The sequence below is a fragment of the Bradyrhizobium sp. TM239 genome, from assembly GCF_036247985.1.
In the GTDB taxonomy this organism is placed as follows: domain Bacteria; phylum Pseudomonadota; class Alphaproteobacteria; order Rhizobiales; family Xanthobacteraceae; genus Bradyrhizobium; species Bradyrhizobium ottawaense.
In genome coordinates this window covers 140,838-157,596 of sequence record NZ_BTIR01000003.1, presented here as the reverse complement: position 1 = coordinate 157,596, position 16,759 = coordinate 140,838, and the positions used below count along the sequence as shown (strand labels likewise).

Here is a 16,759-nt window from a genome sequence, read left to right as displayed (position 1 = left end):
GCCAATGCCGATGAAGAGGATCTGACATGCGCGGACCATCTGCGGCGCGAGACAATGACGAGCGGACGACGCTGCGGGGGCTGGCGCGCTTCCGTTCGATGTCGCTGCTCTGCGCAATGCAGATGGTCTTCCTGCCGGTGTACAGCGTCCGCCTTCAGGCGCAGACGGCGAACGTCATCGTTCCCGACGGCCGCACCGGGACCAGCCTTCAAACTTCCGGCAGCGTCACCAACGTCACGACGTCGACGGTCTCGGGCAACAACGCCTTCAACTCGTTCTCGCAGTTCAGCGTCGGGCAGGGCAATACGGTCAACCTGCAACTGCCGACCGGGACGCGAAACCTCGTCAACATCGTTCGCGACGCGCCGGTCTACGTCAACGGCACGCTGAACTCCTACATGAACGGCTCAATCGGCGGTAACGTCTATTTCGCCGACCCCAAGGGCTTCGTGGTCGGCCGCAGCGGCGTGGTCAATGTCGGCAGCCTCAATGTCTCGACCCCGACGCGCGAGTTCACCGACAGCCTGATCGGTCCGGGCGGTGCGATCAACGGCACGGCGGTGGGCAATCTCATGGCGGGCTCGTTCCCGGTCTCGCCGGACGGCAACATCCGCATCTACGGCCGGGTCAATGCCCAGGACGGCGTGCGCCTGACCGGGCAGAACGTCTTCGTCGGCGGCGCGACCCAGCGCGACATCGCCAATCTCGACCACGCCGCCAAGTTCGCGGCATCCGTCAATTCCAAGGGCCTGCGCAGCGCCAGCTCGATCACCGTCAGCAACGGTTCGATCCATATCGGTGCCGTCAACAACGCTCGCGTCAACGGCCGCCTGACCGCGCACAGCAGGACCTCGACGCCGAGCAACATCACGGTGCAGGCCGGCAACAACATCGATATCGGCAGGAACGCCAGGCTGAATATCGCCAGCAAGACCGGCGATGCCGGCGAGATCCGTCTGAAGGCGGCGCAGAATCTGACCGTGACGGGCGGGGCCAGGTTCAACGCCAGCGCGAAGACCGGCAATGCAGGCCTGGTCGATTTCAGCGCGAACGGCGTCATCGACATCGGCCAGGGTATCAAGGTCAATCTCAGCGCGGCCAACGGCAAGGCCGGCACGTTGCTGATCGATCCGACCGACCTGGTCGTCGGCGATGCCGCCCAGGGCGATACCGGCGTGACGCTGTCGAACAGCTCCGTCGCGGCTGCGCTCGCCGGGCTCAGCGCCGGTGCCGACTACCTCATCCAGGCGGATCATTCCATCACGCTCGCCGCGCATGCGATGATCGACGCCCGTCGTCTCGATGGTTCCGGCCATTCGACCGGTAACGCCAACAACGTCATCATCGACGCGCCGAACATCGAGATCATGAATGGCGCGCAGATCCTGGCGCAGTCGGTCAATTTCGGCGGAACCACCTACGCCGACGGCAATGTGACGTTGCGGGCAACGGCGAGCGACATCAAGCTGTCCGGTCAGGCCACAGCCGCGACGGCGATCACGGTCGACGGCAAGATTACCGGTGGTACCGTCTCGATCACCGCGACCTCGACGGCCGTGTCGAGTTTCCTGAACGGTTCTGCGGTCGGTGATCTCGCGCTCGTCGGCTCGACGCTCGCTGCCTCGCTGCTCGGGCTCAATGGCGGCTATGTCGCGGCCAGCGCGACCGCGACGATCAACATCAACAGCCATGCCGACATCAACGGCCGCGGCGACGTCACCATTTCCGCACACGCCACCGAGACCGCGTCGGATCCGGCGGTCGCATCCACCTTGCTCGGCAGTCTCACGCCGGTCGCGGCCGGTGTGGTCGTCGGTAAGATCGATGGCAACGTGACCACCAACATCGCCTCGGGCGCGACGATCAACGCCGGCGGCAACCTCGAGATCAAGGCGCTCAACGATGCGACCATTGCCGTTTCTGCCCTCGCGGCATCGACGAGCGCGCAGATCGTCCCGACGGTGGCCTACTCCAAGGGATCGGTGTCGACGACCGCCAACGTCGAGACCGGCGCGCATATCGCGGCGGGCCTGGTGAATACGAGCGGCAGCACCCTGAAGGTGCGCGCGATCAACAACAACTCGTTCTCGACCAGCGCAACGTCGGTCGCGGCGAGCGGGCCGAATGCGAGCGGCGCTGTCGGCGCCGCGGTCGCCATCAGCGACGTCACGACGTCTGCGACCGCGACGCTCGGCGCATCGCTCGGAACCAGTGCCGCCAACCGGATGAACGGCTCCGTTCTGGTCGAGGCGACGTCCGACACCACGAGCAATTCCACGATGGCCTCGTCCATCGCCGGCTTGCCGGCGCTGATCGCGGCGATCCAGGAGTTCGCGGTCTCGAACGTCGATTCGCCGACGCACTTCGTCTTCGACCACATGACCTCGCTGGTGCCGTTGAGCTTCGACTTCAAGGTCGCAGGCGCGCTCTCGCTGGCCAACAGCACCCAGAGCGCGACCGCCGCGATCGCGCAGAGCCCGAGCGGCGGCGCACCGAGCATCTATGCCAGCGGCAACGTTGCGGTTGCCAGCAACGTCATCGATCGCGGCGTTCGCAGCAATGCGACGTCCAGCGCGATCACGAAGGACGTGTCGACCGGCGAGGGGACGGCGATCAGCGCGGCTGTCGCCTGGGGCAACTTCACCCATAATTCGAACGCCTATGTCGGGGGCGGCACGCTGATCAACGCGGCCAACATCGCCGTCGATGCCACCACCGAACTGCCGATCACCAACACCTGGCTGAAATGGGACGGGCTCGGTGCGGTGCTGAGCCATCTCAACGGCAGTCTCGGCGTCGGCGGCAACATCCTGACCAGCTATGCCAATGCCACGGCCGACGCCGGAGACACGATCGGTATCGCCGGTTCTCTCAACCATTTCGTCGTGAACAACAACACGACGGCGTGGGTTGCGGGCAGCGCGAGCCTGACGGCGACATGCGCGACCGCGGCCTGCGGCAGCAGCTGGTCGGCCGGGATGGATAATGGCGACGTCCACACTTACAATGCCAGCATTCAGATCGCGGCGACCACGACGACGGCGTCGATCGACGCGGCCGGCAATGTCGGCACGCTCGGCTTCCTGCCGGGCAACACCTCGGGCGGCTCCTCGATCGGCGGCGCGCTCAATCTCGTCCAGTTCAACACCAACACCATTGCCGGCGTTTCGGACCACGCGACGCTCCGGGCGGCGGACGACATCGCCGTCAACGCGATCACCTCGGATCAGTTCATCGCCGTCGCACCGTCGTCCGGCAAGGCCGCCGGTGCGCTGGCGCTGAACGGCATCACCTCGCTCGGCTTCCTGAACAACACGACGCATGCCTCGATCTCCAGCCAGGCCACCGTCTATGCGCCGACAGTCGGCGTCCTGGCGCAGCAGGATCTGTCGGTGGTGACGCTGGCCGGCGCGATGAGCCGAAACACCAGCGGAGGTTCGGCGGTCGGGTTGGCGGTCGCCTATCTGGGCGCAAATACCGACACCTCCGCCTATATCGGCGACAACCACTCCGACATCCGCCCCGGCCCGTTCAGCTCGAACGATCCGTTTGCCGGCAATGGCGGCGGCAGCGGGGCGGTCAATGTCGACAACCTCACGATCAGCGCGACCACCTCCGGGCGCATCACCGCAGCCGCCGTCGCGGCATCGATCTCCGAGCCGCAGGCCTCCAGTTTCTCCGACAAGGCGGGTGCAGCCGGCGCTGGCGCGACCGGAGGGGCCGCCGGCGTGGCGACGGCTGCGAGCAAGATCGGCTCGACCTCGGGATCGAGCACGAGCGGCTTCAGCATCGATCTCGCCGGCAGTTCGTCGATCAGCGACGTCTCGCTCGGCACCAGCGCCTGTATCAAGAATACGACGGTCAACAAGTACACCACGACCGGCACCGTGGTGACCAATACGATCGTTCAGGCACTGAACGACACCATGCTCAACAATGGTTCCGGCTCCGCGGCGCTCAATCTGGCCGGCGCGTCCGCTCAAGGCGCTGCGATCGGCGGGGCGATCGCCGCGGCGATGTCGAACAACGCAACGCTCGCCTACATCTACGGCACCACCATGAACAACCAGAGTTCGGCGACGGTGCAGGCGCTCAACGGCGGCTCGGAAATGGTCGTCGCCCTCGGCGTGGCGGGATCGAAATCCAACGCGGCATCGCTGTCGGCCTCGGTTGGCATCATCACGGACAGCGCCAACGCCTATATCGAGAGCTCGACGATCACGGGCCAGTCGACCGGCGTCAATCGCGCGCTCGAGGTCGACGCCTACCAGACGACGAACATCGCGATCGGTGGCGGTGTGCTCTACATGTCGGGTGGCCAGGCCGGGGTCGGCATCGGACTGACCTACGCGTCGATTGCCGATCCCGCGGGCGGAAACGCGACCGACGCGCATATCCGCACGACCTCGATCTCGAACTACGACACCCTCCTGGTGCTGGCCGACAGTGCCAGCGTGATCGCGGCGGGTGCGGCCTCGGGTGGCGCCGCGACCAACGGCAACGCGCTGTCCGGCGCCGTCGTCGTCGACGAGATCACCCCGACCACGACGGCTTATATCAACAGCGGCGCAACGGTGAACATCAACGTCGGCGGCGTGACAGTTCTCGCGGACAGCGGCGCGGTGTCGGCACTCGACACCGCGCTCGGAAATCTCGTCAAGAAGTCGAACAACGATCACCTCGCCTCGGACACCTGCACCGTCCGCGGCGGCACGGGCGGACAGAACTGCATCGATTTCGGCGCCGCCGCGCTCAATGGAGGCATGGGCAACGGGCCGGGCGCCAGCATCATTTCCGTCGCAGGCGTGCTCAACGCCGCCCAGAACGCCGTTGGCGCCTCGATCGTCTATGACACCATCGCAACGACCCATTCGGCTTACATCGCCAATGTGCTGCTCCAGGCTTCGACCGCCAACGGCCGCGTCAATGTGGGGGCGGTCGATTCCTCGAAGATCCAGTCGGTTACGATCGGCCTCACCGGAGGGAGCGGGCAGTTCGCCGGCGTTGCCGGCACGACTATCAGCTCGATCACCAACACGGTTTCAGCCGGAATCGGCAACAACCTGTCGAGCACGTCGAATTCGACAGTTGCCGCCACCACCGTGTCCGTCACGGCGACCGACAATTCCAGCATCAAGGGCAGCGCCGCGCTCGCGGCGGGCGCGCCTGATGGAAATGCCGGTGGCCTTGCGCTGGTCTACAGCAACATTGCCAACAATGTGAGCGCCGGCGTGACCGGGTCCAGGGTGACCGCGACGGGCAGCGTCGCTATCGGTGCCGGCTCGAACGCCAGCATTTCGAACGTTGCCATCGGCATCGCAGCGTCCTCGGAGGTCGGACTTGCAGGGTCGGTCGTCACCAGCCTGATGGGGACCAACGTCACCGCCAGCATCACCGCAGCCGGCACCAACGGCATCAACGGTGCCGATGTCACGGCGAACAACAATGTCGGCGTCATCGCAAGCAATTCGGACAAGGTGTCCGCGATCGCCGGCGCGCTCTCCATCTCGACCGGCGCGGCCGGCGGTGCGGGCTCGCTGGTGACCAACCAGATCACCGGAACCACCGCAGCCTATATCAGCGGGGCGAACACCAAGGTCGATGCGCTCGGAACCAGTTCGTCCGATACGCTGTCGGTCAACAACGGCTCGCTCGTCCATGCCTTCGATCTCGGTACTGCCCACGCGCCGACCGACACCACGCCCGACCTCTCCGAGAACCAGGACATCCTGCGCGGCCTTGCCGTGGTGGCGAGCTCGCACCAGGCCGTCGTGACCAACGTCGCCTCGCTTGCCGCGAGCTCCAGCATCGCCATCATGATCAATCCGATCACCAACGTGATGAGCGGGTCGACCAGGGCCTATATCGACAGCGCGGCCATCGACACGCGCCTGACCTCTTCGACGCTCAAACCGCAGATCGAGGTCGCCGCGTCGAGCTTCTCCTATTCCGGCGCGTTCGGCGCCGGCATCGCTTACGGCAGCAGTGGCGGCGGTGGCGCGACGATCATCTCGACGACGATGTCGCGCGAGACCTTGGCCTATATCACGAATGCCACTGTCGGCGGCGTGCAGTCGTCGAGCGAGACGGTCGGCGCCGTCACTGTGAAGGCCAATGCGGAGCAGGATGCGTCGTCGATCGCGATCGGTTTCAACACCGGCTCGGTCGGCCTGAACGTCTTCCAGGCGACGACGGAAGCCTATGTTGACGGCGGCGCGCTGACGGCCGCGTCACTGACGGTGAACGCCAACAACAACACCGGCATTTTCTCCGCGAACGGCTCCGGCGCCTATGGCAGCCAGGCCGCGATCGGCGCGGCGTTCCTGGTCCAGGTCTCTTCGAATCGGACGCTGGCCTATGTCGGCGACGAGTTCCGCTATCAGGGCAACGGCGCGGCGCACACGACCGCGCTCAATCTGAGCGGCGCGCTCGACGTCGAGGCCAAGTCCAAGAACCGTTTCGAGGCCTATGCGATCGGCGGCGCGCTCTCGACCGGGACGGCGGCTATCGCCGGCATGGCCAACATTGAGGTCGCCAACAACACCACCATCGCCGGCGTCTACGACACCACGCTGCATGGGGTGACGGGCGGTACGGCCGGCGCGGTGACGATCAACGCCAACGAAGACGTGGCGATCAAGGAGATCGCAGGCGCACTTGCGGTCGGCGCCAGCGGGGGAGGCGTCGGCGTCGGCGCCGCAGCCAACGTCATCGTGTTCAAGAGCCGGACCGTTGCCGAGAGCTGGAACAGCAATCTGAACTCGTCAGGCGCGATCAACGTCAATGCGCTCAGCACCAAGGAGGTGCTGTCCTACGCGGTCACCGCCGGCATCGGCGGCAGCGTCGGCATCGGCGCGACCGTCGGCGTCATCATCATCGGCACCAACACCGCCGATGCCGACACCCAGGGCCAGCAGACCGGTCAGCTCAATCAGGGCGGCAGCGGCACCATCGCGTCCGTGAACCACGGCACCAGCAACGCGCAGGGCAGCAACGCCGTCGCCAGCGGCACGGCCGGCAATCCGAACAGCGCCAATGTCAGCTCGACCTACGACGTCAGCAACGTGCTGAGCGGCGGCAACGACGTCGTCGTCGCGCAGATCGCGGGCGGCAACGTCACGGGCACGCAGGTCAACGTCGCCGCCACCAGCGCCAACGCGGCCAAGATGTATCTGCTCGGCGCCGGCTTTGCCAAGAATGTCGGCATCGGTGCGGGCATCGGCTACACCAGCGTCAACAGCACCGTGCTCGCCAATCTGAGTGACTACGGACGCAACGGCTCCGGCGTGCTGGTGGCCGCCGATACGCCTTTGGCGGTCTCGGCGCCGATTGTCACCGTTGCGGCGGTCGTCAAGGACGCGACTACCGGGCCTTATGCCGGCAAGACCGTCGACACCGAGGCCATCGCCGGCGGTGCGGCGCTTTACTTTGGCGCCCAGGCGGCTGTCGCGGTCGGCAATGTCAGCAACTCCGTGGTGGCGCTGCTCGGCGGCCAGATCACCGGCGCGAGTGGCACCGGCAATGGCGCCGCCGTCATGGCGATGGATTCGACGACCCAGGTGGTCTTCACGGGCGGCGTCACCGGCGGCGCCGTGGCTGTCGGCGCTTCGGTCGCAACGGCGAGCCGAACGAGCTCGGTCGCTGCGAGGGTTCTGAACGGCTCCACCGTCAACGTCGCGACTCTGGCAGTCGGAGCCAGCGGTGCCGGCACGCTGACGACGACTGCCACAGCACTCGGCGGCGGCATCGTCGCCGGCGTCGGTGCGGATGCGGAGGCCCACGAGAACTCGTCCGTGCTGGCGGAGATCGGCAGCAGTGCCTCCATCACGACGTCCGCGACCGGCGTCGGCACGCTGGTGTCGGCGTCGATCACGCCCAATCTTGCGAGCGAGGCGATCGGCGTTTCGGTCGGCGGCGCTGCCGTCGGCATGGCCATCGCCAAGTCCACGGTCGGCGCCACGGTGACGGCCGATGTCGGCGACAACGCCAGCTTCTCGGGCGGTGCGCTCGCGGTGACCGCCATGGCGCTGGTTCCAATCAGCGGCACGACGACCTGGGCCAAGGCGCTCGCGGGCGGCGGCGGCTCCCTGATCGGCGCGCAGGGCAGCCTGGCCGTGGCGTCCGAAAACGCGACGGTGAACGCCTATGGCGGGACGGGGATCCGGCTACCGAACGCCAACGTCACCATCGCGGCCGAGAACGACAGCGCCCAGTACGCCGAGGGAACCGGCCTTTCGAGCGGATTCTTGGCGCTCGGCGCCACCGTCGCGCAGACGTCGTCCAGCGCGCACACCTATGCTTATCTGGGTGCGCCGGCGGACATGGACGCGACCCATCTGAACCACACCGACTACACCGGCATCCTCCGGATCACGGCCACCGGCACGGATACCAACGTCTCCAACGCGACGGTCGGCGCGGGCGGCACCTATGCCGGCGCTGCCGCGGTCGCCACCACCAGTTCGACCGCAGTGACCAATGCGCGGTTCGACGGCGGCACGACGGATGACACGCTCTATTTCGGCGGCCTCAGCGTCAAGGCCACGCACACCACCAATTATGCGGCCAGCGGCGATGCCTATCAGGCGTCCACGGCCGGCGTCTCTGCCGGCAAGGCGCAGAATGATGTCACCTCGACCACCACGGCCGAGATCGGCACGCACCTGATCGTCAACACGGATGGCGGCAACATCGTCGTCATCTCCAAAGACAACGTCAACCAGGCCGGCGGCGGCGCACGCTCGGGCTCCGGCGGCTCGTTCTCGGGTGCTGCAGCGCTGAGCGACTCTCATGTGACCCAGTACGTCACCACCAATATCGGCGCCGGAACGATCCTGAGCCTCAACGGCGATCCGCGGACGGCGACCGGGGTGATCGATATCGAGGCCTACAACACACTGAGCACGACCGACACGGCGAGCCTGGCCACGGCCAGCTTCTTCGCCGGCGGTGGCGCCGAGTCCAACATGACGGCGAACGCCACGCTCGCGGTCAATATCAATGCCCGCGAATTGTTCAGCGTCGGCAAGATCTTCGTCGGCACGGCCGCGACGATGTCGGCGTCCAACAACGCCAACGCCAGTCTCTACGGGGCGATCGCCGGCGTCGGCGCCAGCACGAACAGCTGGGTCCATGCCAACCAGGCGGTCAACGTCGGCAGCAGCACGACAATCGAGGCATGGCGCGACATCAACATCTATGCCGGCATGTCGGGCGATACCATCACCTTCAGCAGCGTGCAGGCAACGGCGACGACGGTCGTCTACAACAACACCGCCATTCCGATCTCCACGCTTTATCGCGGCACGGCCAATGCCGCGAACGACTCAAGCCTCACGCTTGCCGACAGCTCGCGTGTGCTCGGCGTACGGGACATCTACCTTGGCGCAACGCAAGGGCAGGTCACCGCGTCCGGCAACGGCAGCAATTACAATCCGTATCTGGACATCTTCAGCGCCAAGAACAGCGACAACCACAGCCATACCAGCGGAACGGGCGATGTCGCGCTCAACGGCCTGGTGGTCGCGGGCATCAACAACGACGTGACCATCACGATCGATCTCGGTGCAAGCGCGCCGACCCTGAGCACGACGAGTCCTCACTCGTCGCTGTCATCCACGCTTGAATATGTCGCCGATGTCGATCATTTCAGCCCGGTGAAGAGCTGGAACCACCAGACGATCCAGTACACCATCGTCGGCGGCTTCAACCCCTATGACAACATCGTCAACCAGCTGGCCACGCTGACGGGCCTGACCGCGACGCAGATCCGGACCCAGCTCTCGACGTCGACGTCCGCACATCCCGCCACGATGGCGCCGTCCGGCTCCGATCCGACCGGCGACGCCCAGCGCCAGATCAACGCGCTGATCCAGCAGGCGCCGTATACTTCCGACGCCGCCGGCAACGCCTTCGCGTTCGGCGACATCCTGGTGTCTGCGGGCAATGTCTCGATCCTGGCGCAGAAGCTGACTGGAAACAGCCTGTCCGGTCACACGGCGCCATCGGTGACCGCGCAGAGTTCGCCGACGATCAGGGTCGAGAACCGCGGCCTCGACTTCATGGACTTCGCGAACCTCACGGTCACCAATGTGACCGGCGGAAACATCACCTACCGCCAGATCGACCATGTCGACCCGGACTCGCATTCCAACGTGACTTTCACCGCCACGCCGAGCGCGACGCCGATCATCGACATCTCGGCCACCTACAACCGCCTCGATCCCAGCACCGGGCTCGGTGTCGACGGCAACGGCAACCAGCTGACCCGCAAGCCCGACATTTATTTCGACGGCATCGTCACCAACGAGAACGGGCTGCTCAAGATCACCAGCCAGCTCGGCAGCGTCGTCGCGTCGCAGTCGCTCAATGCCGCGACCATCCAGATGGTGGCGCCCAACGGCTCATTCATCTTCCTCGGCGGCGTCGGCAGCTTCTACAACTCCAACCACGATGTCACCTCGCAATGGGCCGGTGTCGAATACAAGCCGGCCGACAACGACACGCTGACGGCGGTGATGGCGGCGGCGACCTATCTCGGCGCCTATGGCGCCTACGCGTACAGCCCGCATATCGGCGACGGCGGCAATCACCCGTATTTCTATTATTGCTGCGTCGACGGCCATAGCGGCGTCCAGCAGACGGCCGCCAACAGCACGGTCTTCACCGCCCGCATGCTGATGACCTATTACGACGGCCTGTCGCTCTATTCGGCGATCTTCCTGCCGATGGGCAACGGCTCGCCCAACGGAGGCGGCGGCAGCGTGGGCAGCACCGCCACGCTTGCGGCGATGGAAGGCCCGACGGTCCAGCAGATTTCGACCGCGCCGTGGGAGCAAAATACCTACGCCGGCCAGGGTGTCTTCAGCAACACGACCCACGACACCGTTACAACGCACCCCGACGGTTCGACCTCGACGCACACGGACACGTACTACTCGCCGTTCAATTGCTCGGGGTGCTCGGCGTACTTCCAGGTCGTCAATATCCAGAACGACGTGATCACACCGAGGACCGCGAACACCAACGCGAGCTCGAACTGGGCCTCGACCACGCCTTCAGGGTACCAGAACCCCTCGGATCGGCCCTTCATCCTCGGCCAGGCGATCATCATCTCGGCGGGGGTCATCAACGTCAACGGCCTCATCCAGAGCGGCACGAGCAGTAATTACTCGGTCGATATCGGCGGCGGGGTGCTGTCCGCCATCAACGGTCTCAAGACCAGCAACAATGGCGGGGACTTCGCCCAGGCCCAGGCCAACGCGCGGAACGGCAGCTATTACGACATCACGGCGGCTGCGACGACGCAGTTCTCCAGCGATATCAAGATCGGCGTGAAGTACAACGCTCTCACCGACCAGATCATGGTGAACGGCGTGGTGCAGGGCTCGGGCGGCTACGTCTATCTGAACGGCAAGATCATCTCGACCTCGACCGACGGCACCTCCCAGGGCACGATCGCGGTCAAGGGTGGTGCGGGCACGATCACGGTCAACAACACGACTGGGCTCCAGCTCGTCACCAACACCATCAACACCGGCGTCAGCGCGCCCAGCGTGATCCAGATCGTCGATCAGCTCCAGCAGCAGACGACGTGGTACGTCTACAATCCCTCCGCGTCGGGCGGCCAGCAGGTGTCGACGTACAGGGCGGCCGGCGTCAATGCGAGCTCGTACACCGCCGCGATGCTGAGCGGTATGAGCGGAACAGCGGGCATCCAGTATACTGTAAAGCCCAACATGTACTACCAGTGGGTCGACACGGCGACGCTGGATCGTCCGACGACCAGCACGCAGTTCGACTATGGCTGGCACTACACGCCGAACGCGTCCGGAGACAACTGGACCCGTACCGTCAGCCTGGTCGAGAACGTGATGCAAGCCACGGGCGGAGGCGGCAACACCGGCCAATTGCAGACCGCGAACTTCCAGGAAGTGGTCACGGCGACCGGCGGCTATCATGGCGGTGGCTACAACACGTCGGCTGGGATGTGCTGCGGCGCGGACGGTCATTACGACTGGTTCCAGCAGATCTACGATCACCTGACCCTGACGCTCACCAACACGGTGAAGGCATCGAACCCGATCAACATCCAGTTCAGTGGCGGCGGCGCGAGCACTGTCAATGTCAGCTCGAATTCCGGCATCGTGATCAACGGGCCGATCAACAACCTCTCGGGTGACACGACGGTCATCGCCACCGGCGCCAATTCGGCCATCACCTCAGGCGCGAACGCCAACAACCCGATGATCTCGGGCAAGAACGTCACGCTGTCGGCGGATGGCGGCATCGGCACGCGCGGCACGAACGGCGTTCCCGTCCAGGTGCAGGTCTATGGCGGCAGCCTGAAGGCCGATACGATCGACCGCGACATCGCGATCGCGGCTGTCGGCTCGCTGTCGATCGACCACGTCAAGGTGAATTCGGCAGGCGCCACGCCGCAGGGCAGCGTCTTCCTCTCGGCGACCGGCGACGTCAACTCAGCGTCCGCTTACAACATCGCCACGCCCGTCGTGATCGGCAAGAACATCGAGATCAATTCCACCGGCGGTGCGATCGGCGCGACGAGCGCCGTCGTCAACGGCACCTCCACCCTGACCAACATCAATCCGCTGGTGATCCAGGCGACAGGGACGATTCAGGCCAATGGCACCGTCGATGGCGGCGTCCTCGACAGCGCCTCGGCCACCGGCACCTATATCGTGCAGTCCAAGGGCGATCTGCGCCTCGGCACGATCCAGTCGACCGGTGGCCCGGTCTTCCTGGAGGCCGCCGGCTCCGACGGCAACCAGGCCAGCATCCTGAACGGCCGGGCGGCGGTCGGCCTGACCCAGGCGCAGAGCCAGCATCTTCAGGACGTCCAGGCCAGCCTAGACCTTGTCAGTGGCAACGCCGCCACCAACGCCGTCAACAGCTATCAGTCGATGGTGACGTCGGCCTACAACGACTATTTCCAGCTCAAGAACATCGCCTTTACGAACGGCAGCACCTACAACCCGACCTCGGTGGGGCAGACGGTGCTGCGGGCGCAGGTGGCGGCCAAGCTCGGGATCGACCCTGCCGACGTCACCGCGACGCAGATGAAGACCGAGGCCACGACGCGGTTCCTGAGGGATCAGTTCCTGCTCGGCAAGATCACCACCGACGAGCTCAAGACCTCGCTGACGACATTGCTCGGTGCCGCTCCCGCGGATCCGCTGGGGACCGTGTTCGGCAGCTCGCTGTCGGCGACCCTGTTCACCAAGCTGTTCGACGGCGTGGCGACCACCAGCCAGCGGATGCCGAGCAACACGGCGTTGCAGACGGCGCTTGGCGCTTACAATGCAAACTACAGCTACACGCTCGCATCGACCGAGCGGGTCTACAGCATCATCACCGCGGGCTCGCAGTGGACGCAGAGCCAGCTCGCCTACACGGTGTCGTCGTCGGCCGTCGGCGCGGCACCGCCGCCGATCGACGAGAACGTCGTGGCCAATGTCAGCGCCAACCAGATCATGCTCTACGCGCCGCGCGGCTCGGTCGGCAATTCGGCTGCGCCCCAGACCTTCACCTTCACCAGCGTCGATTCCTCGTCGCTGACGCCGGAGCAGAGGGGCTTGCTGGCCACCGCCGGCCCCGGCCAGCTCACCGTCGGCGCGGTCACGGATCCGACGACCCACGTCACGACCTATACGGTCAGCCTGTCGCAGCAGAACCTCGTCGTCGTCGACAACCCGATCGCGATCTCGGCCAAGGCACTGACCAACGTCTATCTCGGCAGCAAGAACAGCCTCGCGCTCGGCGGCGTCACCGCGAATTACGGCCCGATCGCGGCCGCGCAGGCCAACGGTATCGCGGTGACCGGCCGCGGCGACGTCAAGCTCGACGCCGTGACCAACATCTCCGCCAATGTGGGCGGGGCCGTGATTTCGGGCGATATCGCCAACCTGACCCTGATCGCCGAGCACGGCAATGTCGGCGCCCCCGGGGCTGCCGGAAGCAATCCCGCGACCAACGCCAACGCGCTTCAGATCGCGTTTGCCGACCCGGGCAACGACCAGCTCGACCAGGTCTCGTCGGCGCAGGGCATCTATGTGAAGCAGACCACCGGCGATCTCATCCTCGGCAACATCGCCGCCGGCAATGCGATCCAGCTCGCCGCGACCGGCAGCATCTACGCCGAGGCCGGCTTCACGGACCGCTCCGCGATCCACATCCTTGGCACCGACCTCGACCTGCGCGCCGGCGGCAGCATCGGCTTCAACGGCGGGGCCTTCCAGCCGCTGCAGGTGAACATCTCCGGCGCGGTGACCGGCTCGGCGGTCGGCGACCTCAGCATCCTCGCGGTCACCGGCGATCTCGCGGTTGGCACCAGCGGCCCCTATGGGGCGCTGACGGCCGGCGGCGCGTTGACGCTGAACGTGGCGCGCGGCGCACTCACCATTAATACTGGCATCACCAGCGACGGCCTGATGCAGCTGCTCGCCAATCGCGGCATGACCTTCGCGGCCGGCACCAGTGCGGCGCCGGTGGTTGCGACCAGCAGCACGGGCGGCGTGACGCTGGTGGCTTCCACCCTGTCGATGGGCGCCTATTCGGCCATCAACGCGCCCGGGTTGATCTCGGTGACGACGACCGGCGATGCGACGATCGGCCAACTGAATTCGTCGCTATCCTATGCGGCCGCCTCGAACACCCCGTCGATCATCGTCACCGCCGGCGGCGTCGCTTCGCTCGGAGCGATCATCGACAATGGCGACGGCCAGACCAAGTTCATTGCCTCAGGCGCGGGCGCCGAGCTCTCGCTGAGCGCATCGAACGGCATCGGCAGTGCGGCCGGGCGGTTTACCTTCAGTGCCGCGCGGCTGTCTGCGAGCGCGAGCGCCGGCGATATCTACGTCAAGGTTCTCGCTGACACCGAGGTGAGCCTGCTGTCCGCGGTGAAGGGCAGCGTGGACATCATCGGCACCGGCGGACTGACGCTGGCCGAGGTGGTGGCGGGCACGGCGACCGGCGCGAGCGGATCTTTCCGCGCCGTCGCGAACAATGGCAGCATCCTCATCGGCACCGCCGACAGCAGCGGTTCGCAGACGGTCCACGCCACCCAGAATGTGACGTTCAAATCGCTCGCGGCCACCGGCAATAGCGGCGACGCCGGCAGCATCAACGTCACCGCCGACACCGGCTTCATCCTGGCGCAGACGGTGACGTCGGGCGGCGTGACCACGCTGGGCTCGGTTTCGGCCCATGGCTCGGCGAGCCTCGTTGCGGCCACGACCATCACCGGCAACACGCTCGCCGCGACGACCGGCTCCGGACTGCTGACGGCCAACGGCGGCCCGCTCGACTGGAACGTCCTCAATGTCGGGACGACGCTGGGCGCGACCGCGGGGCAGGGCAGCATCACCTTCCAGACCGCGCAGAGCGGCGGCACGCAGACCATCCACGCCCATGACAACGTCACCTTCAACGCGCTGACGGCGACGGGTATCAACGGTGATGCCGGCAGCATCAACGTCACCGCCGACACCGGTTTCATCCACGCGCAGACCGTGATGGCCGGCGGCGTGCCGACGCTCGGCTCGGTCTCGGCCCACGGCTCGGCGAGGCTGATCTCGGCGGGGACCAACACCGGTCATAACCTCACGGCCACGACCGGCAACGCGGTCCTGAGCGGCACGGTCGTTCATTGGGATAATCTCAACGTTGGCGGCACGCTCGACGCCACCGCGACGACCGGAGGGATCACCATCGGTACTGCCATCAGCGGCGGCACACAGACCCTGCATGCCGTGAACGACGTCGTCTTCAGCCAGCTCACCACGACGGGGATCCCGGGCGATGCCGGCGACCTCAACATCAAGTCCGACACGGGCTCGCTCCGCGGCGGATCGATCTCCGCGCACGGCGACACGCATTTCGACGTGGTCGGACCGGTCTCGCTCGACCGGATCAGCGGCGACGTCGTCAAGATGACCTCGTTGGGTGACCTGACGATCAACTGGGTCAGCGTCGTGCGGGAGCTCGACCTCGCGGCCGATACGATCAACGTCAAGGGCGAGCAGATCCGTTCGAACCCGGCGGTCCCGCTGATCCTGAACATCACCGGCTATAACGGCGGTGTCGCCAAATATGCCAACGTCTCGATCGATCCTGACAGCATCATCGTCAACCAGTTCAGGGTGGTGGACGCAAACTTCTGGACCGACGCGCCGGCCGTCTCGATTCTGAACGGCTACGTGCCGGGCCAGCTCATGCTCACCACAGCGACCCAGCAGATACTCCTGAACAACCGTACGCCGGCGCCGTCCAGCTGGCCGTCGCTGCAGCTCTACCAGCCGGGCGGCGTGTTCACGATGAGCCAGACCGGCAACGCCAATGTCAGCAACGCCTATGTGGTGTTCTATACCGGCGATGTCTCGGCGACCGTCACCAATTACGGGTCGACCCACACTTGCTGCAACGACTTCACGGGTGCCAGCATGATGCGCAACATCGCGGTCGACGGCGAGGGCAAAGAGAGCATCGAGACCTGGCTCGCGAAGAAGGATGGGGGGACGTTCTACCTGCTCGGTCTCTCCGGCCAGGCGCGAATCGACGCGCTGCTGACGCCGCGGCCGGTCGAGGCGGTCGGCTCCGGCCCCGCGGTCAACATCGAAGGGCTCAGCGACATGCGCAAGCTGCGCCAGAAGGGACAACGCGCGGGACGATCGGGCTGGAAGGATGCGGCGGTTGAAACGGCGAAGCCGGCCGTTGGCCGTCTCGCACAGGCATGGTAATT

At 65.9% G+C, this 16,759-nt stretch carries 1 protein-coding gene; it reads left to right on the top strand.

All coding sequences use genetic code 11. From position 1 onward, the window contains the following. Positions 1 to 26 precede the first annotated feature (26 nt). The gene (locus AABA84_RS06970) at positions 27 to 16,757 is read left to right on the top strand and encodes a leukotoxin LktA family filamentous adhesin (RefSeq protein WP_338311700.1); all 16,731 of its coding nucleotides are present in this window, start codon (positions 27 to 29) and stop codon (positions 16,755 to 16,757) included. Positions 16,758 to 16,759: the final 2 nt, after the last annotated feature.